The sequence below is a fragment of the Microbacterium sp. A93 genome, assembly GCF_051842835.1.
Genome location: NZ_JBPXMT010000002.1, coordinates 486,812 through 512,283, shown reverse-complemented (window position 1 = coordinate 512,283; position 25,472 = coordinate 486,812). Strand labels below are relative to the sequence as shown.

Here is a 25,472-nt window from a genome sequence, read left to right as displayed (position 1 = left end):
CAGGGAAGGGAACCGGTTCAAGCGGGACGGTCCGGGCCGGCGTCGGGCTTCTTCGATTCGATGACCGGTGGCTCCTGCGCGTGCTGTGCTTGGGTGCCGGCCGTGCCGTCCACCAGGTCGGCGAGCTTGCCCGCGGCCTCAGCCAAGGCGCGCAGACCCCGGCCGGTCTCCTCTCGCCCGCGTTCGGCGAACTGCCGGGCGGTCTTCTGCAGGTCGGCCGGGCTCTGGTTGTGCTGCCGGAACTCGTTGAGCTTCTGGGTGGTGGTCTCGGCCGTGTGGCGGATCTGATCCCAGGCCTCGGAGGGATTGCCGGGCAGGGTCGGCCCCGTGAGGGGTCTGGGCTGCTTGGATGGCCCGGCCCCTGGGGCGGAATCGGCAGGTGGGGTGGACGGGGTGCAGGGCAGGTTCTGCTCTGGCTCCGAAGTCATGTTCGCGAGTCTAGGGGGTGGAGCGGGGCCGGTTAAAGGGTCCACGCTCGGCCTCGGTGGTGGCGGACCCGGCGTCGGTGAGGTCTTGGACCAGGCGGCCGAGGGTGAGGTGCGCATCGCCGCCTGCCGGTACCACTACGGCTGAGGCCTGCCCGCCCACTCAACCGACTCCGGGAATCAGGCATCCTGGCGCAGGTTGTTGCCCGCCGTCTCGCCGCCGTCGATCGCGATCGAGGAGCCGCAGACGAAGCGGGACTCGTCCGAGGCCAGGTAGAGCACCAGCATGCTGATCTCCTCCACCTGCGCCGCGCGGCCGGCCGGCACCTGCCCGAAGCCGCGTTTCAGCCCGGCGGTCAGCGGCGTCTCCACGGAGCCGGGGTGGATGGAGTTCACCCGGATCCCGTCCTCCCCGAAGTCCAGGGCGGAGGTCTTGGTCAGCCCCTGCACGCCCCACTTCGCCGCCGAGTACGCGGCGCGGTTCTTGAAGCCAACCAGCCCGGCGATCGAGGAGACATTGATGATCGATGACGTCGGCTGCTTCCGTAGCTCCGGCACGGCGGCCTTCATCCCCAGGAACGTGCCGGTCAGGTCGATGTCCAGGGTCCGCGCCCAGTCCGCCACGGACGCCTCCTCCACGGTGCCGGGCGTGTAGATCCCCGCGTTGTTGACCAGCACGTCGAGCTTTCCGAACTGGCGGACACACTGCCCGACGGCGGCCGTCCAGTCCTCCAGCCTCGTCACGTCCAGCGCGGTGAAGGCGGCGGCCGTGCGGCCTTCGGCGGCGTTGATCTCCTCGGCCAGGGCGGTGCCGGTGTCCTCCTGCAGGTCGCCGATCAGGACGGACGCCCCGGCGGCGGCCAGCATCCTGGCGTGGGAGGCGCCCATGCCCTGGGCGGCCCCGGAGATCAGGGCGACCTTGCCGGCGGCCCGGCCGGAGCCGGCGTCGTGGGTGGCGCCGTGGAGGGCGGGCGTGGCCGGGGTGGTGGGGGAAGTACTCATGGGCTCACCCTAGGAAGGCGAGCCCGGGGGATCGCGAGGGTGTTCCGTTGATCGGTATAATCGAGGCCACTTCTCCGACGAAAGGCACGTACGTGGCCAACTCGCCCTCCGGGGAATCCGTCATCCACCGGGTGGTGCGCATCCTGGCGGCCTTCACCGACGACTCGCCGGCGCTGCACCTGCGGGAGCTCGCGCGGACGGTCGGGCTGCCGGTCTCCACCGTCCACCGCCTCGTGGCCGAGCTGGAGGTGGAGGGGCTGCTGGTCCGGGACGACTCGGGCCGGCTGCGCCACGGGCACCGGATGTGGGAGATGGCCTCGCGCGGATCCCGGGCCTCCTCCCTGCGGGAAGCGGCCCTGCCGCCGATGGAGGACCTGCTCAACCACACCGGCAACCACGTCTCCCTCGGCGTCCTGGAGGGCACGGACGTGCTCTACCTGGAGCGGCTCGCCGCCGATGACGCCACCATCAACATCACCCGGATCGCCGGCCGGCTACCGGTCCACGGCTGTTCGGCCGGGCTGGTGTTCATGGCCTATGCGCCGGAGGAGGAACAGGAGCGCTTCCTGAACCGGCGGCTGGAGAAACTCACCCCGGACACCGTCACGGATCCGGAGCGCCTGCGGGGGATCCTCGCGGACATCCGCCGCAACGGCTATGTCTCGATGGCGGGGATCATCGTGGAGGAATCCAGTGGGATCTCCGTGCCGATCTTCGTGGAGGACCAGCGGGCCGTGGGGGCCATCACCGTGATCGTGCCCCGCGGCGAGGAACAGCTGGCGGTCACCATCCCGCAGCTGCAGTTCGCCGCCCGGGCCATCACCCGCCGCCTCGGCTACGAGCCCACCGCCCGCGGCATGCAGCGCCGCAGCGAACCTCGCCCCCGCTGACCCCGGGTCACAGGGTCCGCACCACGCGGGCCGGGGAGCCGACCGCCACGGTGTTCGCCGGGACGTCCTTCGTGACCACGGAGCCGGCACCCACCACGGAGTTCTCCCCGATGGTGACCCCCGGCAGCACGGTGACGTTCGCGCCGAGCCACACGTTCGATCCCAGCCGGATCGGCGCCGGGACCATGTCCGCGCGGTGCGCCGGATCGATGTCATGGTTCAGGGTGGCGAACACCGCGTTGTGCCCGATCAGGCAGTCGTCCCCGATGCTCACCCCGCCCTGGTCCTGGAAGCGGCAGCCGGAGTTGATGAACACGCGCTTGCCGATCCGCAAGTTCTTGCCGAAGTCCGAGGTCAACGGCGGGAACAGGGTCACCGTCTCGTCCACCTCCCGGCCGGTCAGCGCGCTCAGCAGCTCCCGGACCCGCGCGGGCTCGTGGTAGCCGCCGTTGAGCTCGCCGGTGATCCGCTGCGCCTCCTGGCTGGTGGCATGCATGACCGCGTGCAGGGGCGAATCGCCCGTGATCCTCTCGCCGGCGTCCATCGCCGCCAGCAGGTCGTTCAGTTCGCTGTCCAAGTCCATGGGGGCTCCTCTCGGGGGCTCTGCGTCCCTCGTTTTCAGTTGAGTTCGGGTGGGTGTTTGTGCCCAGCACCCACCCGAACTCGACTCAAAGCGGCAGGACGGGGCCGGCGTCGGGCATGACGTCTGGTTCCAGAGAACCATGTCAGGCGCCGGCCCGGGTAGCCCTGCTTGTGGGGGTACCGGTAGGGACTCCTCCGCCAGGACCGGCCTGACTAGGCTCGGGCCATGGACAACCAGGCGGAAGTGCGCGCGTTCCTGATGTCCCGCCGCGCCAAGATCACCCCGGAGCTGGCGGGCCTGCCGGTGGGGACGAACCGCCGGGTGCCCGGACTGCGTCGCAGTGAGGTGGCCACCCTGGCCGGGGTCAGCGTGGTCTGGCTGCGCTACACCGTGCGATCCTGAACCCATGAAAACCGTCCCGTTCGGCACCACCGAGACCACTGCACCCGCCGTCATCGCCGGCATGATGCGGATCGCGGAGAAGTCCGATGAGCAGATCCGCGACCTCTACACCGCCGCCCGCGAGGCGGGTATCAACTTCTTCGATCACGCCGACCTCTACGGCTTCAACCACCCCGGCGGCTATCACCACTGCGAGCGACGCTTCGCCGAGGCGCTCGGGCTCAGCGGTGCCGAACGCGGGCAGATCACCCTGCAGACGAAGACCGGGATCGTGGACGGGGAGACGTGGCACTACGACTCCTCCTACGAGCACATCGTGGCCTCGGTGGAGGAGTCACTGCGGGCACTGGGGACCGACTACCTCGATGTGCTGTTGCTCCACCGCCCCGATGCCCTGGTGGAGCCGGAGGAGGTGGCGCGCGCCTTCGACGAGTTGGAGTCCGCCGGGAAGGTCCGGGCCTTCGGCATCTCCAACCACACCCCGCGGCAGATCGAGTTGCTCCAGGCCTCCGTGCGCCAGCCGCTGGTGGCCCATCAGGTCCAGCTCTCGCTCACCCACTCGACGATCGTGGCCCAAGGGCTCGCCTCGAACATGGCCGGTCAGCCGGACTCCGTGGTGCGGGACGGGGGCGGGCTGGTGGACTACTGCCGCCTGCACGGCATCACGCTCCAGGCCTACTCGACGATCCAGTCCGGTGACGGTTCCGGGGTGTTCCTGGGCTCCCCGGACCACCCCGAGCTGAACGCGGCGCTGGACCGGTTGGCTGAGAAGTACGGGGTCACCCCCATCGCGATCGCCACCGCCTGGATCACCCGTCACCCGGCGAACCTGCAGGTGGTACTCGGCACCACGACCCCGCAGCGGGTCACGGACGCGGCCGCCGGCTCGGACCTCCGGCTGACCCGGGCCGAGTGGTACGGGCTGATCCAGGCCGCCGGACATCACGTGCCGTAGCCCGGATCCCAGCTCTTGCCGGACCCAGAGGGTCAGGCCGTGAACGTGGAGGCGTCGATCACGAAGCGGTAGCGCACGTCCGAGGCCAGGACCCGCTCCCAGGCCTCATTGATCTGGTCGGCGCTGATGACCTCGACCTCCGCGCCGATGCCGTGCTCGGCGCAGAAGTCGAGCATCTCCTGGGTCTCGGCGATCCCGCCGATCATGGACCCGGCGTAGGTGCGGCGCCCGCCCAGTAGCGAGCCGACGTTCAGGCTCATCGGCTCGGCTGGTGCGCCCACATTCACCAGGGCGCCGTTGACGGCCAGCAGGCTCAGGAAGGCGTCCACGTCCACCGGGGCGCTGACCGTGTTGATGATCAGGTCCAGGCTCTTGGCCAGGGTGGTGAAGGTCTCCGGGTCGCTCGTGGCGTAGTAGTGGTCCGCGCCCAGGCGCTCGCCGTCCTCCTGCTTGCGTAATGACTGTGAGAGCACGGTGACCTCGGCGCCCATGGCGTGGGCGATCTGCACGGCCATGTGCCCGAGTCCGCCGAAGCCCACCACCCCCACGCGCTTTCCCGGCCCGGCGCCCCAGTGCTTGAGCGGCGAGTACGTGGTGATCCCCGCGCACAGCAGCGGGGCCGAGGCCTCGAAGGGGATGGACTCGGGGATGCGCAGGACGAAGTCGGCGTCGACCACGATCTCGGTGGCGTAGCCGCCCTGGGTGATGGTGCCGTCCCGGTCCCTGGCGCCGTAGGTGCCCACGGAGCCGTTCAGGCAGTACTGCTCGTCCCCGTTGGCGCAGTTGGTGCAGTCGCCGCAGGCGTTCACCAGACAGCCGACGCCGGCCCGGTCGCCGACCTGATGTGAGGTCACCTCGGAGCCCACCTCCGCCACGATCCCGGCGATCTCATGCCCGACGGTCAGCGGGTACGGCTGGGGTCCCCACTCGCCCCGGACGGTGTGGATGTCCGAGTGACAGACACCGGACCAGTGGATGTCGATCCGGACGTCGTGGGGGCCGACCGGGCGCCGTTCGATGGTGCCGAGGGTCATCGGGTCGGTGGCGTTCGCGGCGATGTAGGCGGGAACAACAGTCATCAGAGTCCTTTGTGCGGTGTGTGCGGTCTACGCGGTGGCCGTGGCAGTTCTCCGGCGTCACGGCCACCGCCCACCTGACAGTCAATCACCCGGCACGCAACCGGCGGGAGTCCCCGGCAGTGCCCCTGGGGAAGAAGGGATTCGAGGTTAGACATTCTCCGTCAGGCGCTCCGTGAGCAGGCGCCGGGCGGCATCTTTCAGGTGGTCCAGGGAGGCGGCGATGGTGGGTGCGGTCGCTGTGCCCCGGCGCACGGCGGCGATGATCCGCCGTGTCGGCCGCGCTGGACCCGAGATGGGAACACGCCGCACATTCTCGGCTCCGGCCGGACTCGCCAGGCGCGGCACCAGGCCGAGGCCCAACCCGGCCCCGACGAGAGCAGTCGTCGTCTCCCATTCGGTGACCTCGTGCTGGACGTTCGGGGTCACCCCGGCGGCGGTGAACGCGGCGGAGAAGAGCGCGCGGTAGGCGGTGCCGGGCGCGTCCGTGATCCAGACCTCCCCCATGAGCTCATGCAGCGAGACGGATGAGCTGTCGGCCAACCGGTGATCCGCCGGCAGCATGACGTCCAGCGGATCGTCAAGAAGCCGTGTCTCCTCGACGCGGGAATCCGCACCGACGCCGGCCTCGGCCTCAGTGGCCACCACCACGGCGAGGTCGATCCGCTCGGCGAGGAGCAGGTCGAGACACCGCGTCGGGCTCGCCTCGACCACCCGCACGGTGACCTCTGGTCGCGAGGCACGCAGATGCGCCGCGAGCGGGACCAGCAGGTTGGACGCCGCAGTCGAGAATCCTCCCAGGCCGAACTCGAGGGGTGCGGCCCCGGCGACCGACGCCATGGAGGACTTGATGCGGTCGCACTCCTCGATCAGGCCGTCCGTCTGCGCGACGAGATAGCGCCCGGAGGCCGTGAGGTGTAGCCCGCGGCCCTCCTTCAGCAGCAGGCGGATGCCGAGTGACTGCTGGAGTTCCCGCAGCTGCGCCGAGACGGCAGACCGGGAGAAGCCGGTGAGCTCCGCGGTCGCCGTGATGCTGCCACAGGAGGCGAACGTCCGGAGGGTCAGGATGCGGCGATCGATCATGCACTTATTGTGCACGGTTCATGACGGATATCCGAGCTTTTTATTGCACCGTCCGCACCATTACGCTCTACGTGACGCCGATCACAGAGCTGCAACCTGCCCTGCCTCTTCTTGGCCCGTAGCCCCCACGCCCCCGCAGACTCGAGGACTCAGAACCGTGACTCTCGCCATGAACCCCACCTCCACCCACCGCGGTCGCCTCGCCTCCACCCCCACCGGGGAACAGGCGGCGCAGCTGCGCCTTCTGCTCGACGAGCGCCGCGTCGGCTACTCGTTGGAGGCACCGTTCTACACCGATCCCGAGATCTTCGCCGCGGACATGCGAGGAATCTTCGGCCGGCACTGGCTCTTCGCCGCGAGCCTCGCCGAGATCCCCGAGGCGGGTGACTACGTCACCGTCGACTACGGTCCGTATTCTCTGATCGTCCTCCGCACCGACGAAGGCGTGAATGTCCTGCACAACGTGTGCCGTCACCGCGGGGCCCGGGTCCTCCCGGAGAAGACGGGCACCACCGGCAACCTGGTGTGCGGGTACCACTCGTGGACCTACTCGGCGGCCGGCGACCTGATCCATGCCTCATCGCCCGGCGAGACGTCCTTCGACAAGGCGTGCTTCGCGTTGAAGAAGGCGCACGGACGGGTGGTCGCCGGGTTGGTGTTCGTCTGTCTGGCGGACGAGCCGCCCGCTGATTTCGATGAGGTCGCGGGGATCTTCGAGCCGTACCTGGCCCCGCATGACATCGCCAATACCCGGGTGGCCTACCAGCAGGAGATCCTCGAGGAGGGCAACTGGAAGCTCGTGGTGGAGAACAACCGCGAGTGCTACCACTGCGACGGCCACCCCGAGCTGGCCTGCTCGCTCTTCCCGACGTGGGGCCTCACCGAGGAGATCGTCCCGCCGCATCTGGAGGACGTCTGGAACCGCAACATCGAGGCTGAGGACGCCCTGCGGGGACGCTGCACCCGCTACGGGCTGCCCTTTGCGGTCGTCGAGGAACTCGACACCCGCCTCACCGGAATCCGCATCTCCCGTGAGCCGCTCGACGGTGCGGGCGAATCCTTCTCGGCCTCCGGCCGCCGGCTGTCCAAGAAGCTGTTGGGGGACCTCCGCGACTTCCGGCTGGGCCGCTGCTCCATGCACCTGCAGCCGAACTCCTGGTTCCACCTGATGTCCGACCACGTGATCACGTTCGCCGCGTTCCCGATCAACGAGCACCAGACGCTGGTGCGCACCACCTGGCTCGTGGCCGACGATGCCGTCGAGGGGGTGGACTACGACCTCGACACGCTCACCCACACGTGGAAGCAGACGAACCTGCAGGACAAGAACTTCGTGGAGATGTGCCAACAGGGCACCTACAGCCCGGCCTACGAGCCCGGACCGTATATGAAGAGCGAGTACCAGGTCGAGGCGTTCATCAACTGGTACACCCAGCGCATGCGTGAGCACGTGGTATGACCGTCAGCAGCACCCTCACGATGCTCCCGGAGGTCCGACGCGTCCGGGGCCTGGAGATGCCGTGGAACCGGGTGGTCCAGGCCTCCACCGACCTGCCCTTCGCGGCGGCGGCCAAGGCGCTCGACCCCTGGTACCCGCAGGAGTTCCTGGCCGAGTGCGTCCAGACCATCCCCGAAGCCGGGGGCATGCTCACCCTGGTCATGCGCCGGACCGACGGCGCCCCGCTCGCCTTCCGCTCCGGGCAGTACCTCAATATCGCCTTCCCGGTGAACGGCCCGGATGCAGAGCCGGTCAACCGCAGCTATTCGCTGTCGAGTGCTCCGACGGAGCCGTGGACCTTCGCCATCACGGTCAAGCGCGAGGAAGGCGGCTTGGTCTCGCCGTGGATCCACGAGCACATCCGGCCCGGTGCGGTGCTGGAGGTACTCGGCCCCGTGGGGGCGTTCCACCTGCCCGACTATGACCGCCGCGCCCGATACCTGTTCCTGGCGGCCGGCTCCGGGGTCACCCCGATGATGTCGATGATCCGGACGATCCACTCCCTCCCGGGCAACGCCGACGTCGTCATGCTGTATCACGGGGCTGCCCCCGGCACCTTCGCGTTCTCCCGCGAACTCGAGCATCTGGCCGCGGTCGACTCGCGGATCACCGTGTACTACTCGCTGGGGGACCGCAGTGTCCCCGGCCTCTGGGAGGGCATGGTCGGGCGGCTCACCGCCGAGATGATCGAGACCGTGGTCCCTGATGCCAACGGGCGCAAGGTGTTCGCCTGCGGTCCGGAGGGGTACATCGACGTCGCCGCCGACCTGCTGGCGAAGGTGGGCGTGGACGACACCTCGATCTTCATCGAGTCGTTCTCCGGCACCCACGAGACCGCGCTGGAGTACAAGGAGGAAGTGGCCCTCGCCGGCGAATTCGCCGAGGAGTACGCCGCGGCCCAGGACGCTGTCCGCGAGGCTGTCCGGGAGGCCCCGGCCGACGTCGTTGATCCGCCCACCGGCGCGCTGGATCTCTACCGGATCGCCGAACTCAACGACCCCGAGATTCGCGGTGACGCAGCGGCCGAGCCGAGCCCGGCCACATCGAACCCGGCCGAGTCGGGCCCGATCACGTCGAGTCCGGCCACATCGAGCGCGACCGGTCCGGTCGACCCGTCCACCTTCGAGGTGGTCGGCCAAGGAAGCCTGACGATGTCGTTCCTGCGCACCCGCCTCAACGTCCGCATCGACCCCCAGGCGAACGTCCTGGATGCCGCCCGGGGGGCTGGCGTACGCATCGGGGCGAACTGCCGGGAAGGCATGTGCGGCTCCTGCAAGGTCGTCAAGATCAGCGGCGAGGTGGACATGAATCATCAGGGCGGTATCCGTGCCCGCGAGATCGACGCCGGCAAGTTCCTGCCGTGCTGCTCGACGGCGCAGACGGACCTGGTCGTGGACGCCTAGACCAGAACCGGACGCCGGAGATCGGCGGGCGGGACATCCCCTCCACGGAACATCGCCGGCGGCGCACGTCGCCGGGAGCACCACAGACGTCAGCACAGTAAGGAGTGATCCATGAGGCCTACAACCTCTCCCCGGATCGTGATCATCGGGGCCGGCATCGTCGGCGCGAACCTCGCGGACGAGCTCGCGCAGCTCGGACACACGAACACCCTCGTCCTCGAACAGGGACCGCTGGGGATTCCCGGCGGCTCAACCTCGCATGCGCCGGGCCTCGTCTTCTCCTCCAACGGCTCGAAGTCGATGACGGCGTTCGCGCAATACACGATTGAGAAGCTGACGTCCCTGATCGGCGCCGACGGCCGCAGCTCGTTCCTTCCCGTGGGCGGTCTCGAGATCGCGACCACGGAAGAGCGCCTGCAGGACCTCCACCGCCGCGCGGGCTGGAACCGCTCTTACGGGGTTCAGGCGGACATCATCGATGCTGACGAGTGCCTCCGGCTCATCCCCATGCTCAACCCGGATATGCCGCTCGGCGGGCTCTTCACCCCGGGCGACGGGCTGGCGCTGGCCGCCCAGGGAACCCAGCTGGTCATGGAGCGGGCCCGGGCCGCCGGGGTCGAGTTCCGCGACCGGACCACCGTCACCGACATCGAGCAGTCCGGAGGCCGGGTCACGGCTGTGGTGGCGGGCGAGGAGCGGTTCCCGGCGGACATCGTCGTCTCGTGCGCCGGCTTCTGGGGCCCGAACCTCGGCAAGATGGTCGGCACCGAGATCCCGCTGCTGCCGCTGGCCCACCAGTTCGCCTGGACCACGCCGGTGCCATCCCTGGCTGGCGTCAACGAGCTGCCCAGCGGCGCGAGCCGCCCGATCCTGCGCTACCAGGACCGGGACCTGTACTACCGCGAGTGGGGCGACACCGTGGGCATCGGCTCCTACGCGCACCGCCCGATGCCGGTCGACCTCGACACCCTGCCGGCGTACCGGCCAGAGGACATCACGGGCGAACGCATGCCCTCGTCCCTGCCCTTCACCCCTGAGGACTTCGCCGCGGAGTGGGAGGCCAGCCAGGAGTTACTCCCGGACTTGGAGAACACCGAGATCAAACGCGGGTTCAACGGCATCTTCTCCTTCACGCCGGACGGTGGCTCCCTCGTGGGCGAATCCCGCCATGTCGACGGCTTCTTCGTGGCCGAGGCCGTGTGGGTCACCCATGGTCCGGGCATCGCCAGGGCCGTCGCCGAACTGATCGCGACCGGCAGCTCCCGGCTCGACCTGTCCGACTGCGACCTGAACCGGTTCGAGGAGGTACAGACCACGCCGGAGTACGTCTCGGAGACCTCGCAGCAGAACTTTGTCGAGATCTATGACGTACGCCATCCCCTGGAGCCGCGGCTGTCCCCGCGCAACGTGCGTGTCAGCCCCTTCCACGAGCAGCAGAAGGCACTTGGCGCGTTCTACCTGGAGGCTGCCGGTTGGGAGCGCCCACACTGGTTCGAGGCGAACGCCGCCCTGCTGGACGAGATGCCCTCCGAGTGGGCTGCTCCCGAACGCGACTCCTGGTCCGACAAGTTCCACTCCCCGATTGCCGCTGCAGAGGTCTGGAAGACCCGGACCGCCGTGGCCATGTTCGACATGACCCAGCTCAAACGCCTGGAGATCACAGGACCCGGTGCCGGTCCCCTGCTGCATGGCCTGACGACGTCGAGCATGATGCGAGCGCCCGGAGCCGTCAGCTACACACTTCTCCTGGACGAGGCCGGCGGCATCACCAGCGACATCACGGTCGCACGCCTGTCCGAGCAGTCGTACCAGGCCGGTGTGAACTCCAATGTGGACCTGGCCTACATCTCCCGCAAAGCGCGCCACCAGAGCGAGGAGAATCCGGCCCAATGGGTCCACGTCAAGGACATCACCGCCGGCACCTGCTGCATCGGCCTCTGGGGCCCGTTGGCCGCCGCTGTCATGGAGAAGATCAGCCGCGACGATCTGAGCAATGACGGGTTGAAGTACTTCCGCACCAAGGAGATCTCCATCGGTGGCATCCCGGTGACCGCCATGCGCCTGTCCTATGTGGGCGAGTTCGGCTGGGAGCTCTATGCCTCCGCCGACGTCGGGCACAGGCTGTGGGATGTGATCTGGGAGGCGGGCCAGGAGCACGGGATCATCGCCGGCGGCCGCGAGTCCTTCAACTCCATGCGTCTGGAGAAGGGTTTCCGTTCCTTCGGTACGGACATGACCAGCGACCACGAGCCGGAGCAAGCCGGACTCGGTTTCGCCGTCAAAGCCTCGAAGACGGACGATTTCGTCGGCAAGGGCGCGCTCGTCGAGCGGGCCGCTGCGGCCACCACGCGACTGCGCTGCTTGACGGTCGACGACGGGGTCTCGGTGGTCCTCGGCAAGGAACCGGTGTACGTGGGCGGCGAGGCCTCGGGCTACGTCACCAGTGCGGCTTACGGATACACCGTCCGTCGGCCGATCGCCTACGCGTGGCTGCCGAACCGGGTGGAGACCGGAGACGCGGTGGAGATCGAGTACCTCGGGCGCCGCATCGCGGCCACTGTGGTGGACGATCCGCTGTATGACCCGGAGATGACGAGACTGCGCGGATGAGCCCTCCGCAGGGCAGCACCAGAGATCCGCCGCGCCCACAGCCCACTAGTGACCTACCGCTGCACCCCGTTGAGAAGTGAGGAACCGCTATGACAGGAAATCGTGCCGTCGCCTACAAGGAACCGGGCGTCGTCGAGGTCATCGATACTGAATACCCCACCTTCGAGTTGAAGGACGGCCCGGGGGTCAACCCCGCCAACGTGGGGCGCAAGGTACCCCACGGGGTCATTCTCAGGACCGTTGCCACCAACATCTGCGGCTCGGACCAGCACATGGTGCGCGGCCGGACCACGGCCCCGGCGAATCTGGTCCTGGGACACGAGATCACCGGAGAGGTGGTGGAGGTCGGGTCCGACGTCGAGTTCATCAAGGTCGGTGACATCGTCTCCGTCCCGTTCAACATCTCCTGCGGCCGTTGCCGCAATTGCAAGGAGCGTAAGACCGGCATCTGCCTGAACGTGAACCCGGACCGTCCGGGTAGCGCCTACGGCTACGTGGACATGGGCGGCTGGGTCGGCGGACAGGCCGAGTTCGTCCTCGTCCCCTACGCCGACTGGAACCTGCTGAAGTTCCCGGACCGGGATCAGGCGCTGGAGAAGATCATGGACCTCACGATGCTCTCCGACATCTTCCCCACCGGCTTCCACGGTGCCGTCACGGCCGGGGTGGGCGTCGGCTCCACCGTCTACGTCGCCGGTGCGGGCCCCGTCGGCCTGGCAGCGGCCATGGGCGCGCAGCTGCTCGGGGCCGCCGTCGTGATCGTGGGCGACCTGAACGAGGACCGCCTGGCGCAGGCGCGGACCTTCGGCTGCGAGACCGTCAACGTCGGCGAAGGCCCGCTCCAGGACCAGATCGAGCAGATCCTCGGTGTCCCCTCAGTGGACAGCGGTATCGACGCCGTCGGTTTCGAGGCCCGCGGGCACGGCAAGGAGGCCAGTCAGGAGGCTCCGGCGACGGTCCTGAACTCCCTCATGGACATCACCGCCGCCGGCGGATCCCTGGGCATTCCGGGCCTGTACGTCATGGGTGATCCGGGGGCCGCGGATGAGGCTGCCCAGAAGGGCTCGCTGTCCCTCTCGCTGGGCACGGGGTGGGCCAAGTCCCTGTCCTTCACCACGGGACAGTGCCCGGTGATGAAGTACAACCACCAGTTGATGATGGCGATCCTGCATGACAAGGCGCCGATCGCGAAGGCTGTCAATGCGAAGGCGATCTCCCTTGAGGACGCCCCGCGCGGCTATGCCGAGTTCGATGCCGGAGCGGCGACGAAGTTCGTGCTCAACCCCAACGGGTACCTCACGGACTGAGCCTCGCTCAGGGCAACCGGGTGCGCCACCAGTGCTGGCGTGCCCGGTTGCCGCAGCCCCACCCCGGGACTCATCGACGTGACGAAGGCCAGCAGGGATAGGCGGCATCACCACCTCGGGGCGGGTGCCGGTCCGGTGGAGTCACGGATGGCCAGGCTGGATGGAAGGACCATGAGTTGGTTCCGCCGCCCCTCGACCAGCATCTCGACCCCGTGGTGGGCGGCGGCCTCGTACTGGCCTCCGAGGGTGGTCAATGGGGGAGTACAGAACCGGGAGACGAACATGTCGTCATACCCCACCACGCTGAGGTCTGCGGGGACGGCGAGATCGTTGCCCTGAAGGTGCTGGATGATCCCGATGGCGAGGAGGTCGTTGTGGGCGACCACGGCGGTGGCACCGGCGCGCAGGACCTCCTCGGCTGCGGTGGGCCCGTCCTCCATGGAGGGGCGGAAGGGGCCGAGCTGGCGGATCTCCACCCCGTTGGCCTGAGCGTGATCGGACAGGGCGGCCCACCGCTGGTGGCGGGCCCAGCTGCTGGAGGGGCCGCCCGCGTAGGCCACCCGGGTGTGGCCCAAGGCCGTCAGGTGCGCGATGATGTGCCGTGAACCCTGGTCCTGGTCCACCAGGGCGCAGGAGATCCCCGGGATATGACGGTTGAGCAGCACCACCCGGGTCCTGGTGGAGAGCGACCTGATCGCCTCATCCGGCAGGCGGCTCGAGGTCAGCACGAAACCGTCCACCCGTCCGATCAGGCGCTCGATGTTGGCCTGTTCCCTGACCGGATCCTCTTCGGTGTTGACGAGGAGCAGGCCGACGCCCGCCGACTGGGTCCGTTTCTCGGCCCCACGGATCGCCTCCGAGTAGTAGGGGTTGGCGATGTCCGGTACCACCATGGCAATCGTTCCGGAATGCCGCGCCCCGGCGGACCTGGCAGAGGCGCCCCGGCGGTATCCGAGCCGTTCGACGACCCCCAGGACGTGCTCCAGTGTCTGGGGGTGGACCTTGTCCGGCTGGCTCAGTGACCGGCTGACGGTGGCCGGGGACACCCGGCTGAGCCGGGCCACGTCATAGATGGTCACCCGGTGCGGGGTGGGCACTGCTGCCTCCTGATGAAACTGGATGAAACTGCTCGCCACCACAGGGCCGCAACCCTAGGGTTCATTTCATCATCACTGCAATTCCCTTTGACAGGGCCCCATAGAAGCGAGATGACCATGGACGAATCGTGCTCCTGCACACATGATTCCAAGCTGCCGACTCTAGACGAGCTCACGCGGTCCCGGGTCTCTCGCCGGCAGTTCGGCGTGCTCGCCGTCGCGGCAGCGGCAACGGTAGGGGTCTCCGCCACCTCGGCCGCACCGGCAGCGGCCCGTGGCGGCCCGAAGCACCTGACGCGCGGGGAGTTCGTGACCATGATCTCGAACCACTTCGACTGGGTGCACTCGTCCCTGTACATCGACCCGTACAAGCTGCCCCAGCCGACCTTCAAGGACGTCAAACTCGGCAAGACCCCGAACTCCTACCAGATCGAGACCGCCCTTGAAGAGGGGGTCATCTCCAACGCCCGGCAGACGTTCAACCCCAACAAACCGCTGACCCGCGAGGATGCCGCGGACATGCTGGTCAGGGCCTTCCACGTCCCCGCCTCGAAGAAGGACATCCTGGGCCTGCTCCCCAGCGCCAACGGGCCGGTCCCGGCCGGCGCGGCCCGGGAGGCCTTCGAGCAGCTGACGGAATCCCTCGTGTCACCGCCGCAGGTCATGTGCAAGCCCGGGACCACGGCCCCCCGCAGGTACATCGACATCACCACGCCCACGGAGGGCGCCTCCATCCACTACACCTACACCGATGACGGCAGCGAACCGGCGGATCCGACCACCGACTCCCCGACGTTCGACCTGCGTCAGAACGGCGTGCTGCAGTTCGTGAACCCCCTGTCCTCCACCACGGACTCCAAGGAATACCGGCTCAAGGCCATGGCCCATCGCCAGGGGATGCGGCAGAGCGCCGTCCGGGAGTTCTCCTGGACCATCGTCCGTCCGCAGCAGGGCGAGTTCGTGGCCCGCAAGATCAAGGACGCCGGCCGAGCCCAGCCTGCCATCTGGAAGATCAGCAACCCGGCCGAGTACTACCAGGCCAACCTCTACTACATCGAGGGCTCCCGGAGGGGCATCGTCTTCGACGCGGGCGAGTACAGCGCGGAGAAGGCCGACCTCAAGGCCTTCATCGACACCATCGCCTCCCGGCCCTACGACTTGGTGCTCGGGCACAACCATCCAGACCACGCCGAGCAGATCCACAACTTCACCTCGGCGGGCATCACGCTGTTCACCACCGTGCGGGAGAAGGCAGCCCTGAGCGCCGCCCGGCGGGAGGACCACCGCGCAGCCGGCCAGGCCGCCGTCGCCGTGGGGGACGGCTTCGAGATCGACTTGGGCAACGTCCAGGTGAGTCTGTTCCATGCCCCCGGCCACACCGACGGCCTCCTGACGGCCCTGATCAACCAGACCGGGTGGGTCTACTGTTCGGACCACTACGGCTGCAACCGCCCCTACACGGCGGACACCACGCAGTTCAACGGCATCAAGGCGGACCTGTTCCTGTCCCTGCAGCTGCAGCTGCTGGCCGACTACCGGCGGCGGAGCACCACGGGTCACGTGGTGGAAGTGACCAACGCCCACCAGGACGTGGCGGTCGGCATGGAATGCATCGAGAACTTCCTGGAGTGCTTCCAGAACATGATCGACGACGGCGATGAGGCCATCGAGCCCTCCATCCGGGGCGGCATCAGCGGCAATCCGACGGGGCCGGTGCGCAATTCCCGGATGTCCAAGGTGGGGGACATGTGGCGGGACAAGAACTGGATCGCCGTGGGCAACTCCATCGGCGCCGGCCTGGACCAGCCGCGGGACTACCTGAGCGCACCAACGAACGCGTACCCGTCCGGGGTGACGGTGGACTACAACGCCCCCGGCGGCCACCACCGCTACTCGGTGCTGGGCAACGTGGAGTTCAGCGGCGCCGAGCTCGTGGGGACGGATCTGCACTGGGCCGCCCCCTCGAACGGGGTGGAGAACAAGCTGACGGACAAGTTCAACCCGTGGGTCTTCGACTATGAGGTGACGGTCCCCCGGAGGGCCAGGGACCTGACGATCACCCCCACAGCACTGTCCAACAACGTCCGCAGGCTGACCGTCAACGGACGCCGGGTGGAACAGTCCTCCTCCGTCCGGATCCCGGCCAGGGACGGCTCCACCATCACGGTGGGCGTGGTGGCACCGGATGGACAGACTGCCAGTGAGTACACCTTCACGGTGCGGGCGGCGCGCTAGGAGTCCCCCGGCGCGGGCGCGCCCTGTCCCGTTGAACGGGTCGGATGGTTCGGTTCAATGGAACCCCCTCTCTCACCCGGAGTGTGACCCCTGACACGATCCTGGTCTAGACATTTGCTCTTGACCGAAGGATCCACTCATGCGCCTGCTCCACGCAGATCCCGCCGACGCCGGACGCCCGGCTTCCGATGACGGCCTCGCCTACGACGTCGCCGTGGTCGGCTCCGGCGTCGCCGCCCTGACCGCCGCCGCCACGGCCGCCCGCGCCGGGCAGCGGGTCATCGTGCTGGAGAAGTCCGAGTTGCTCGGGGGTACCTCCGCGGTCTCCGGCGGCATGCTCTGGGTGGTGGACAACCACTACGCCCGCGAGGCCGGGATCGCCGACTCCAAGGCCGCCGGCCGCGAGTACGTGGAGGCGGTGGCCCGGGGCCGCGGCCGCGCCGAGCTGCTGGACGCCGCCCTGGACCACGGGGACACCATGCTCCGCTTCGCCGAGGACGAGCTCGGGGTACGGTTCATCTTCCTGGACAACTTCCCGGACTACCGCCAGGATCTGCCCGGCGCGGTCAAGGGCGGCCGCACGGTGGAACCCGAGCTGTTCAACGCCCGCGAGGCCCTCGGCGAGCTGGCCGAGCACGTCCGCACGGATGGCCGCCACCCGTACACCATGCAGGAGTACGAGGACTGGGGTGCCTTCACCACCTTCCCGTGGGACGAGCTCAACGAGCGGCAGGCCCAGGGCTACGCGGCCAAGGGCCACGCCCTGGTCGCCATGCTGCTCAAGGCCTGCCTCGAGCACGGCGTCCACTTCGCGACCGACGCCCGAGCGGAACGGTTGGTCGAAAGCGGCGGGCGCGTGGCCGGCGTCGTGCTGGCGGACGGCACCGAGATCCAGGCGAACGCCGGCGTGATGCTGGCCGCGGGAGGGTTCGAGTGGGACCGGCAGCTCGCCGATTCCATGCTCGCCACCCGCCTGTACACCATGTGCTCCCCGCCCTCGAACACGGGGGACGCCCTGAAGATGGCCCAGCGGATCGGCGCCATGACGCGCGGCACCCGCGAGGCCTGGTGGGCCCCCATGTCCATCACGGGCACCCTGCGGGACGGCGAGCCGGTCGGCTCCCTGCTGCGCTTCGAGCGCCAGGGCCCCGGCTCCATCATGGTCAACCGCCACGGCGAGCGCTTCGCCAACGAGGCGCAGAACTACAACGACCTGGCCCGCGTGCTGCAGTCCTGGGACTCGGCCAACAACCAGACGCTGAACACCCCGGCGCACGTGGTCTTCGACCAGTCCTACCTCCAGCGCTACGGCATCCTGGACCACCGCGCGGGGGACCCCACCCCGGACTGGCTCATCGAGGCCCCCACCCTGGCTGAACTCGCCGCGAGGCTCGGTCTGCCGGCCGAGAACCTCGAGGCGACGGTTCAGCGTTTCAACGCCCACGCCGAGCAGGGCGAGGACCCGGACTTCGGCCGCGGCTCCTCCGAGTACGACCGCTACTGGGGGGACGCGGACAACGCCTGGCCCAACCCCTCCCTCGGGCCACTGCAGTACGGCCCGTACTACGCCCTTGAAGTGGTCAACGGCGCCTTCGGAACCTGCGGCGGCGTGGCCACGGACGGCAACGGCCAGGTGATGGACGTGGACGGCGCCCCGATCGCCGGCCTGTTCGCCGCGGGCAACACCACCGAGAGCCCCTACGCCGCCGGCTACCCGGGTGCCGGGGCCACCCTCGGCCCGCTGATGACCATGGCCTACCTGGCCGGCCGCCGCCTGGCGGGCCAGCCCGCCGAATACACCGGGAACGACGCCGGCCGCGCATCGGGCGCTGCCTGGTCCGGTTCCGCACAGCTCGAGGAGGTCTCAGCATGATCCGGCACATCGTGATGTTCCGCTGGAAGGACAGCTTCACCAAGGACATCCGCGCCCAGTGGATCACCGGCCTGGACGGGCTCCAGGGCACCATCCCCGGACTGCTGGCCCTGCAGCACGGACCGGATGTCCTGAAGACGGAGAAGTCCTGGGACCACGTCATCATCGCCGACTTCGAGGACCGCGAGGCCCTCGCCGTCTACAACACCCACCCCGCCCACGAGGCCATCAAGCCCTTCTCCCTGCCGAACGTGCAGGACCTGGCCTACGTGGACCTCGAGATCTCCTCTGATTCCACCACCCACGCCACTTCCCACACCTCCAAGGACCCCTCATGAGCATCACCACCCCGCACACCGTGCAACAGCACCCGGAGGACTCACTCACGGCCAAAGGGACGCCGAAGAAGGCCGCCCTGGCCTCCTTCCTGGGCTCCACCATGGAGTACTACGACTTCTTCATCTACGGCACCGCCGCGGCGCTGGTGTTCCCGCAGCTGTTCTTCCCGGGCGGCGACCCGGCCATCGCGGCCATCGCCTCCTTCGCCACCTTCGGCGTGGCGTACATCGCCCGTCCGCTGGGCGGCCTGGTGATGGGCCACTTCGGGGACCGGCTGGGGCGGAAGAACGTGCTGCTGGTGACGCTGCTGATCATGGGCCTGGCCTCGCTGGCAATCGGCCTGCTGCCGACCTTCGACTCGATCGGCATCTGGGCCACCGTGCTGCTGGTGGTGGCCCGCCTGGCGCAGGGCTTCTCCGCCGGCGCCGAGTCCGCGGGGGCCTCCTCGCTGACGATCGAGCACTCCCCGGAGGGCCGCCGCGGCTTCTTCACCTCCTTCGTGATGATGGGCTACGCGGCCGGCATGGTGCTCTCCACGATCGTGTTCATCCCCATCGCGGCCCTGCCGGAGGAGGACCTGATGAGCTGGGGCTGGCGGATCCCGTTCCTGCTCTCCATCTTCGTGCTGGCCATCGCCTTCTGGGTGCGGACCAAGCTGGATGAGACCCCCGTCTTCGAGGAGGAGGTGGCCCAGGCGGGCGAGAAGAAGAAGCTGCCCGCCGGCGAGGTGCTGAAGTACCAGGGCGGGGACGTGTTCCGCGTGTTGCTGATGTCCGCCTTCTCCCTGATGCAGACCATCTTCACCGTGTTCGGCCTGTCCTACGCCGTGGACCACGGCGGCTTCGAGCGCACGGACATCCTCACCGTCAATGCGGTGGCCATCGGCCTGTCCATGACCGTCATGCCGTTCGCCGGGAAGCTCTCGGACCGGATCGGCCGCAAGCCGCTGATGCTGACGGCCATGATCGGCTGCTCGGTGGCGATCTTCCTGTACTTCCTGGCCCTGGGCACCGGCAACATCTGGCTGGTGTTCGCGGCCTCCGTGCTGTTCATGACCGTGCTGTACTCCGGCTTCAACGGCGTGTGGACCTCCTTCTTCGGAGAGCTGTTCGCGGCCCCCGTCCGCTACACCGGCATGGCCATGGGCAACCAGCTGGGCCTGATGGTGGCCGGCTTCGGCCCGATGATCGGCGGCCTGCTGCTCGGTGCCGGCGCCTTCGGCTGGGTCCCGGTGGCGATCTTCGGCTGCGTGGTGGCCCTCATCGCCGCGGTGGCCTGCTTCACCGCCCGGGAGACCGCCCACACCCCCATCGCCGAGCTCGGCGAGCCCTACCTGCGCGGCACTGGCCGGATCTGACGATGACGACGCCCTCTGCCTCGAAGACTTCCCCGACCTCTGGAGAACACATGACTGAGAACACCCCCGCCGCAGACCGCACCGAAACCGTCCACCACTGCGACGTGCTGGTGGTCGGCTCCGGCGCCGCCGGGATGGCCACCGCCCTGCGGGCGGCCCATGACGGGCTGAGCGTGATCGTGACGGAGAAGTCTCCGCACTTCGGCGGCACCACGGCCCTGTCCGCGGGCTGGTCCTGGGTGCCGGGCAATCCGAAGGGGGCCGCGGCCACGGGGGATACCCGGGCCGAGGCGGAGGAGTACCTGCAGGCGCTGTCCGGCGAGTACTACAACGAGGAGGGTGTGGCCGGGTTCCTGGACACCGTCCCCGAAGCCATCGACTTCTTCGAGGACAACACCTCCGTGGTGTTCTCCTACCCGGAGAAGGCCCCCGACTACCAGATGGACCTGCCCGGGGCTCGGTTGGGCGGGCGTGCGATCCTGCCGTCCGACGCTGACATCCGGATGCTCGGGTCCCGCCGCAAGGAGCTGCAGCCCTACTTGAGCTCCTACACGGTGTTCGGGTACATGCCCCAGGTGGGCCCGGACATGGCGACCATCCTCAAGGCCAATCAGTCCGTGAAGGCCTTCACCTACACCGCGTCCAAGCTGCTGCGCACCTGGGTGGACACCGCCCTGTTCGGCCAGCCGCTCAAGCGCACCAACGGCTCGGCGCTGATGACCCGCATGGTGGCCTCCGCGCTGGATGCCGGGGTGCGGGTGTGGACGAGCACTCCCGTTCAGGAACTGGTGAAGAACGACGACGGCGCCGTCACCGGTGCGGTCCTGTCCGGTCCGCGGGCCGGCACCGTGCAGGCCCGGCTGGGCGTGGTGCTGGCCGGCGGCGGGTTCTCCGGGGACGCGGAGCTGCGGAAGCAGTACTTCCCGCACGATGCGAACGGCGGGGAGCACTTCACGCCCACCCAGGGTCATGACGGGTCCTCGGCCCGGATGGCGATGGCCGCCGGCGGGCGGATCAACGCCGACGTCTCCTCCCCGGGGTCCTGGGCGCCGGTGACGGTGTTCAAGGACCTGGTCACCCGCAAGCAGCGGCTCTTCCCGCACCTGCGCCAGATCGGGCTGCCCGGCATGATCACGGTGGACAAGCACGGCAAGCGCTTCGGCAATGAGGCCCTGAGCTACCACGACTTCGGCCGGCAGATGCTGGACCACATGAAGGATGAGGAGTCGGTCTACGCGTGGATCATCGGTGATGAGAAGCTGATGGACAAGTATGGGATCGGCTTCGCCAAGCCCACACCCATTCCCCGTCAGCTGTTCTACGCCGCGGACTACCTGGTCAAGGGGGAGACCGTGGCCGAGCTGGCCGGGAAGATCGGGGTGGACGCCGCCGGACTGGAGGCCACCCTGGAGCGGTTCAACCGGGACGCTGTGGCCGGGGAGGACACGGAGTTCGGCCGCGGCTCCACCGCCTACAACCACTTCCGCGGGGACATGGACCATAAGCCGAATCCGAACCTGGCCACGATCGACCAGGGCCCGTTCTACGCCGCGAAGGTGCAGATGGGGGACTTGGGGTCCTTCGCCGGGATCGACGTCGATGAGCGGCACGCGGTGATCCGTGAGGACGGTTCCCGGATCCCGGGGCTGTATTCCGTGGGTGCCGCGGCGGTCTCCGTGTTCGGTGGCGGGTACCCGGGTTACGGCTCGCACATCGGCCCGGCCCTGGTGTTCGGCTATCGCATGGGTCGGGACATCGCCGAGCTGGCCGCAGAGTCCGGTCAGCCCGAGGCGCTCAAGCGGGCCATGGAGGTCGGTGCGTGAGCCTGAGCGGTTCTCTGGGCGTCGACCCGATGCCGTTCGCCGGCCGCACCGCTGTCATCACCGGTGCGGCCGGCGGGATCGGGGCGGCGACCGCCCGGATGCTGGCCGCCCGCGGCGCCACCGTGGTGATCGGAGACGTGGATGAGCGGGCCGCTGACGTGGTGGCGGAGATCGAGGCTGCGGGTGGGCGTGCGCTGTTCGTGCGCTGCGATGTGACCGACGAGGACTCCGTGGCGGGGTTGATGGATGCTGCTGCGGGGCTCGGTGGTGATGCCGGTGGGTCTGGGAACGTGGACGTGCTGGTGGCCAACGCCGGGATCGCCGAGCGGAAGGGCCCGCTGCACGAGCTGGACCTGGATCACTGGCGCACCGTGCTGGACATCGACCTGACCGGGGTGGCGCTGTCCATGAAGCACGCGCTGCGGCACATGGCGGCTGCTGATGCTGGCCGGCGGAGCGGGGCGGTGGTCGCGCTCTCCTCGCTCTTGGGGCTGGTCGGTCAGGCCGGCTCTGCACCGTATTCGGCAGCCAAAGCAGGGGTGGCCAACCTGGTCCGCTCCGCCGGACTGGGCTACGCGCCGACGGGGATCCGCGTCAACGCGGTGGCTCCCGGCTACGTGGAGACCCCGCTGACCGCCGGCCTGGACGAGTCGGTGCGGTCTCAGATGACCGTCCGACAGCCGATCGGCCGTCTCGGCACCCCCGAAGAGGTCGCCGAGGTCATCTGCTTCCTGGCCTCAGACGCCGCATCGTTCGTGACGGGTGCCGTGTGGTCCGTGGATGGCGGGTACGTGGCGCAGTAGGTTGTCGACTCTTCCAACCTGGGTTGGACGTAGAAAAGAGATAATCAGGCCGCACAGGTAACCACTTGCAGCAGAGAAGCCTACGACCGATCAGCCCTGTACACGCCGGTACGCTGAAAGATTCCCCTTCTTCTCCGGAACTCTCTCAATCTGGCCACTTCTCATCAATCGATTGAATATATTCTTGACCTTATTCTCAGACCCAATCCCTGAGAGTTCACGAACGATACGATTGGTTATCTCGGCGTGTGTTTCCAGATACTCCATAATCATTTGCTCTGGTGACGCCAGCTTCTCATGCTTGATGTTCACTAGGACCGAATGATCTAATTCAGTGATCTCAGGGTTCTTTAACTGAAGTTTCTTCATGGCGTCAAAAGCAGTATTTAGGCCTTCTCCAACGTCTTTGTTTGGTGCGTCAGGAAACTTGTTTATGAGTCGAACAATATTTCCGTTTCGGGCAAATCGTTCGTCCAGAATATTCTGAGGCGAAACGTGTCCGGCTAGTCGACCAGGACTTTCGATTTCGATTCGATTATCGAACACGCGAATGTGAACGTCGTCAGCCAGGCCATAATCTCGATGTATGAGGGCGTTGGTTATGATCTCATGAAGTGTTTCTGGTGGGTAAGAGATCGGAGTGATCCCCGTGTCTCCGAGTTTTCCAACAGATTCGACAAGCTTCGTGGTCAAATACAGCGCATCCTTAATTTGGTTGTAAAGTGGGCCTTCAATTGTGAATGGTTGCCCGTCAAGCGTTTCTCGGCGCCCTTCGGCGTCGGCTGTCTTGTACCGGTACAGCTTTACTGACGACCTCTTGGGGAGATCGGCTTGAGGTAAGTCCGAGTAAAGTAGTAGCCCTGCCACGGTTGGCTTGTCTGAAACGATCACGCGTTGCATCCGCATCCACCGTTCGGGCTCGTTTAATGGGAATGCATCTAGCATAAAAGTAAGGCTGATTTCCGAATTCGTAATGGTATCTAGTGGGGAGTTGACGGTCTCACCTTCAAAAGTCGTAATTCCCTTGTCTCGCTCCAATCTGCGAATTTGATCTTCGGATCTCAGCGGCAAAGACTGCGCGCTTCGCCTGAGGTAGACAACGCCATCACTGGCCTTTCGGATCGATGCGGAACGCAGTACGATCACGTGAAGAACTAGCCCAGCATTTCGTTCGTTAGCCAGGAATTCGTACCTGAAGCCCTCTCCGAGAGGAAAGAGCTCTTCAAAAATCTGGAGGTGACCGTTCGCTGCTTCTTCATCGACGAAGCCGTTCCAAGTGAACTGGCCATCCTTCTCGTCGATGCCGACGTAAAGTTCACCGCCGTCTCCGTTTGCGAAGCCGCTGAGGGTTTTTGTTAATTTTCCAGGCGCTACTTCCCTGGCCTTCATGTCTTGGAAGTGTCCTTCGCGCACCGTGAGAATGCGTGCAACTTGGTCGTCGTCAACTTCGATGGTCTCGATCGGCATGAGCACATCTTTCCAGCGACTGGCGTTTATGTTGACGAGGCACACCGGCGTTCGTCGAGGCGATTGAACTGCGTGAGAAAAACTGGCGATCGATCACTTGGACGCCAAGTACGTGCTACGGACGAGCTACAGGATTCGCACGTTCCCAGATCGCCGAGTTTCTAGTAGCTTTCCCGTACTCTGAATATTGACGATGCAAATGCACACGTGTTTGCGTGATGGCTCTATGTAGGAGGCCGCGCTATGGCGGAGCCAGTGGGACTTCGCGGATCCGCTATCGAGTGGCTCAAAGAGCGAACAAGTGACGGCTTGGAACCTCTTACGCGCGATGACATCTTGGACTTCGCATTTCAAGGAGCCCCTTTCGCGCTCCAGTCTACGCAGCAAGGAATTCGCAAGCCACGCGGATTCGAGGCCGCGTTATCGTTCCAAACTGTTTACAGATCACCGGGACAGAAGCGACCCTACGAGGACGACATTGGTGCGGACGGGCTCATCCGGTATGCATGGCGTGGAGATGACCCGAACCAACCGGAGAACCTCGGACTCCGCCGGGCCATGGAGTTGCGGCTTCCTCTCATTTGGTTCGTGGGCGTTGCCATGAAGCCGGCGCGATTCCAGGTGATCGCGCCTGTGTACATTGTCCGTGAAGAGATCGAACACAAGCGCTTCGCCATGGCTCCGGTAGAAGAAATTGACATGCTTCCGGAAATGATGGCCGGATCTGTCATGGAAGAGTCTCTGCGACGCTACCTCCGGCGAGAGACAAAGGTGAGACTTCACCAGCCAGTTTTCAGATCAACGGTCTTGACCGCGTACGAGAACCGCTGTGCCGTCTGTAGTCTCGCTCATCCTCAGCTCCTGGACGCGGCCCACATCGTGCCTGACCGTGAAGAGCTGGGAATTGCCTCTGTGGTCAACGGCATGGCGCTGTGCAAAATTCATCACGCAGCCTTCGATAGCTACTTCCTAGGAATTCGTCCCGATCATGTTGTGCAGATTCGGAAGGATCTGCTCGACGAGGTCGATGGACCGATGCTCCGCTATGGACTTCAGGAACTCCACGGCAAGAAGCTCATGGCACTTCCGAAGCGTTACACAGAACGCCCTCGACCTGACCTTCTCGAGAGCGCCTTTGATCGTTTCAGGAGTGCGACTGTAAGCGACGTCGCATAGTTCCCTATTGCAGCCGCAGTTGCTCTGCGTCTGCAATAGGGAACTGGGTGCAGACCGCCAACAGTTCC

Annotated in this window: 21 protein-coding genes and 1 pseudogene; 15 read left to right on the top strand and 7 right to left on the bottom strand. The window is 67.0% G+C overall.

The annotated features are described in order from the left end of the window. Positions 1-17: 17 nt before the first annotated feature. The gene (locus tag ACSU1G_RS06645) at positions 18-428 is read right to left on the bottom strand and encodes a hypothetical protein (RefSeq protein ID WP_439279129.1); all 411 of its coding nucleotides are present in this window, start codon (positions 426-428) and stop codon (positions 18-20) included. On the opposite strand from ACSU1G_RS06645, the gene ACSU1G_RS06640 reads away from it, so the two are divergent. Further along, entirely contained in the window at positions 427-573 is a 147-nt protein-coding gene (locus ACSU1G_RS06640) for a hypothetical protein (protein WP_439279128.1), read from the top strand. The two genes, ACSU1G_RS06645 and ACSU1G_RS06640, sit on opposite strands and share 2 nt — an antisense overlap. Before the next feature lie 32 nt (positions 574-605). On the opposite strand, the gene ACSU1G_RS06635 is transcribed toward ACSU1G_RS06640, so the two are convergent. Then, positions 606-1,427, bottom strand: coding sequence for an SDR family oxidoreductase (locus tag ACSU1G_RS06635; protein ID WP_439279127.1), 822 nt, complete (start codon positions 1,425-1,427; stop codon positions 606-608). 92 nt (positions 1,428-1,519) lie between these two features. On the opposite strand from ACSU1G_RS06635, the gene ACSU1G_RS06630 reads away from it, so the two are divergent. Beyond that, positions 1,520-2,317 carry an IclR family transcriptional regulator gene (locus tag ACSU1G_RS06630; RefSeq protein WP_439279126.1) on the top strand — a complete coding sequence of 266 codons (798 nt, stop codon included), beginning with the start codon at positions 1,520-1,522 and terminating at the stop codon, positions 2,315-2,317. A gap of 7 nt (positions 2,318-2,324) precedes the next feature. Here ACSU1G_RS06630 and ACSU1G_RS06625 read toward each other — a convergent pair whose 3' ends face one another. Beyond that, positions 2,325-2,900 carry a sugar O-acetyltransferase gene (locus tag ACSU1G_RS06625; protein WP_439279125.1) on the bottom strand — a complete coding sequence of 192 codons (576 nt, stop codon included), beginning with the start codon at positions 2,898-2,900 and terminating at the stop codon, positions 2,325-2,327. Positions 2,901-3,125: 225 nt separating this feature from the next. Here ACSU1G_RS06625 and ACSU1G_RS06620 point away from each other — a divergent pair. Beyond that, positions 3,126-3,272, top strand: a pseudogene (locus ACSU1G_RS06620) (transcriptional regulator); the annotation flags it as partial. Positions 3,273-3,306: 34 nt separating this feature from the next. Next, entirely contained in the window at positions 3,307-4,257 is a 951-nt protein-coding gene (locus tag ACSU1G_RS06615; RefSeq protein ID WP_439279124.1) for an aldo/keto reductase, read from the top strand. A gap of 32 nt (positions 4,258-4,289) precedes the next feature. On the opposite strand, the gene ACSU1G_RS06610 is transcribed toward ACSU1G_RS06615, so the two are convergent. Further along, positions 4,290-5,336, bottom strand: a complete 1,047-nt coding sequence (locus tag ACSU1G_RS06610; protein WP_439279123.1) for an NAD(P)-dependent alcohol dehydrogenase — start codon at positions 5,334-5,336, stop codon at positions 4,290-4,292. Positions 5,337-5,483: 147 nt separating this feature from the next. Next, positions 5,484-6,416, bottom strand: a complete 933-nt coding sequence (locus tag ACSU1G_RS06605) for a LysR family transcriptional regulator (RefSeq protein WP_439279122.1) — start codon at positions 6,414-6,416, stop codon at positions 5,484-5,486. 169 nt (positions 6,417-6,585) lie between these two features. On the opposite strand from ACSU1G_RS06605, the gene ACSU1G_RS06600 reads away from it, so the two are divergent. From ACSU1G_RS06600 to fdhA, 4 genes are all read left to right on the top strand, one after another. Further along, a complete protein-coding gene (locus tag ACSU1G_RS06600; RefSeq protein ID WP_439279410.1) occupies positions 6,586-7,875 on the top strand; it encodes an aromatic ring-hydroxylating oxygenase subunit alpha in 1,290 nt (429 codons plus the stop codon). After that, positions 7,872-9,317: a flavin reductase family protein gene (locus tag ACSU1G_RS06595; protein ID WP_439279121.1), complete on the top strand. Its 1,446-nt coding sequence runs from the start codon at positions 7,872-7,874 to the stop codon at positions 9,315-9,317. Before ACSU1G_RS06600 ends, ACSU1G_RS06595 begins: the two co-directional genes overlap by 4 nt. Positions 9,318-9,428: 111 nt before the next feature. Further along, the gene (locus ACSU1G_RS06590) at positions 9,429-11,927 is read left to right on the top strand and encodes a GcvT family protein (RefSeq protein ID WP_439279120.1); all 2,499 of its coding nucleotides are present in this window, start codon (positions 9,429-9,431) and stop codon (positions 11,925-11,927) included. A gap of 89 nt (positions 11,928-12,016) precedes the next feature. After that, positions 12,017-13,234: a formaldehyde dehydrogenase, glutathione-independent gene (gene fdhA, locus ACSU1G_RS06585; RefSeq protein ID WP_439279119.1), complete on the top strand. Its 1,218-nt coding sequence runs from the start codon at positions 12,017-12,019 to the stop codon at positions 13,232-13,234. 107 nt (positions 13,235-13,341) lie between these two features. Here fdhA and ACSU1G_RS06580 read toward each other — a convergent pair whose 3' ends face one another. Then, the gene (locus ACSU1G_RS06580; RefSeq protein WP_439279118.1) at positions 13,342-14,331 is read right to left on the bottom strand and encodes a LacI family DNA-binding transcriptional regulator; all 990 of its coding nucleotides are present in this window, start codon (positions 14,329-14,331) and stop codon (positions 13,342-13,344) included. Between the two features lie 111 nt (positions 14,332-14,442). Here ACSU1G_RS06580 and ACSU1G_RS06575 point away from each other — a divergent pair, with 111 nt between their 5' ends. From ACSU1G_RS06575 to ACSU1G_RS06550, 6 genes are all read left to right on the top strand, one after another. Then, positions 14,443-16,566 carry a cadherin-like beta sandwich domain-containing protein gene (locus ACSU1G_RS06575; protein WP_439279117.1) on the top strand — a complete coding sequence of 708 codons (2,124 nt, stop codon included), beginning with the start codon at positions 14,443-14,445 and terminating at the stop codon, positions 16,564-16,566. Positions 16,567-16,705: 139 nt separating this feature from the next. Next, positions 16,706-18,439, top strand: coding sequence for an FAD-dependent oxidoreductase (locus ACSU1G_RS06570; protein ID WP_439279116.1), 1,734 nt, complete (start codon positions 16,706-16,708; stop codon positions 18,437-18,439). Then, positions 18,436-18,777, top strand: coding sequence for a Dabb family protein (locus ACSU1G_RS06565; RefSeq protein ID WP_439279115.1), 342 nt, complete (start codon positions 18,436-18,438; stop codon positions 18,775-18,777). Before ACSU1G_RS06570 ends, ACSU1G_RS06565 begins: the two co-directional genes overlap by 4 nt. Then, positions 18,774-20,135, top strand: a complete 1,362-nt coding sequence (locus ACSU1G_RS06560; RefSeq protein ID WP_439279114.1) for an MFS transporter — start codon at positions 18,774-18,776, stop codon at positions 20,133-20,135. Before ACSU1G_RS06565 ends, ACSU1G_RS06560 begins: the two co-directional genes overlap by 4 nt. A 50-nt stretch (positions 20,136-20,185) precedes the next feature. Further along, on the top strand, positions 20,186-21,958 hold the full coding sequence (locus ACSU1G_RS06555; protein WP_439279113.1) for an FAD-dependent oxidoreductase: 1,773 nt from the start codon (positions 20,186-20,188) through the stop codon (positions 21,956-21,958). Then, a complete protein-coding gene (locus ACSU1G_RS06550) occupies positions 21,955-22,761 on the top strand; it encodes an SDR family NAD(P)-dependent oxidoreductase (protein ID WP_439279112.1) in 807 nt (268 codons plus the stop codon). The genes ACSU1G_RS06555 and ACSU1G_RS06550 overlap by 4 nt, the downstream gene beginning before the upstream one ends. A gap of 90 nt (positions 22,762-22,851) precedes the next feature. On the opposite strand, the gene ACSU1G_RS06545 is transcribed toward ACSU1G_RS06550, so the two are convergent. Then, positions 22,852-24,228 (bottom strand): ATP-binding protein, encoded by a 1,377-nt coding sequence (locus ACSU1G_RS06545; protein WP_439279111.1) that lies wholly within the window; start codon positions 24,226-24,228, stop codon positions 22,852-22,854. A gap of 243 nt (positions 24,229-24,471) precedes the next feature. Between ACSU1G_RS06545 and ACSU1G_RS06540 the strand changes: the two genes are divergently transcribed. Continuing rightward, the gene (locus ACSU1G_RS06540; RefSeq protein WP_439279110.1) at positions 24,472-25,404 is read left to right on the top strand and encodes an HNH endonuclease; all 933 of its coding nucleotides are present in this window, start codon (positions 24,472-24,474) and stop codon (positions 25,402-25,404) included. Positions 25,405-25,472 lie beyond the last annotated feature (68 nt).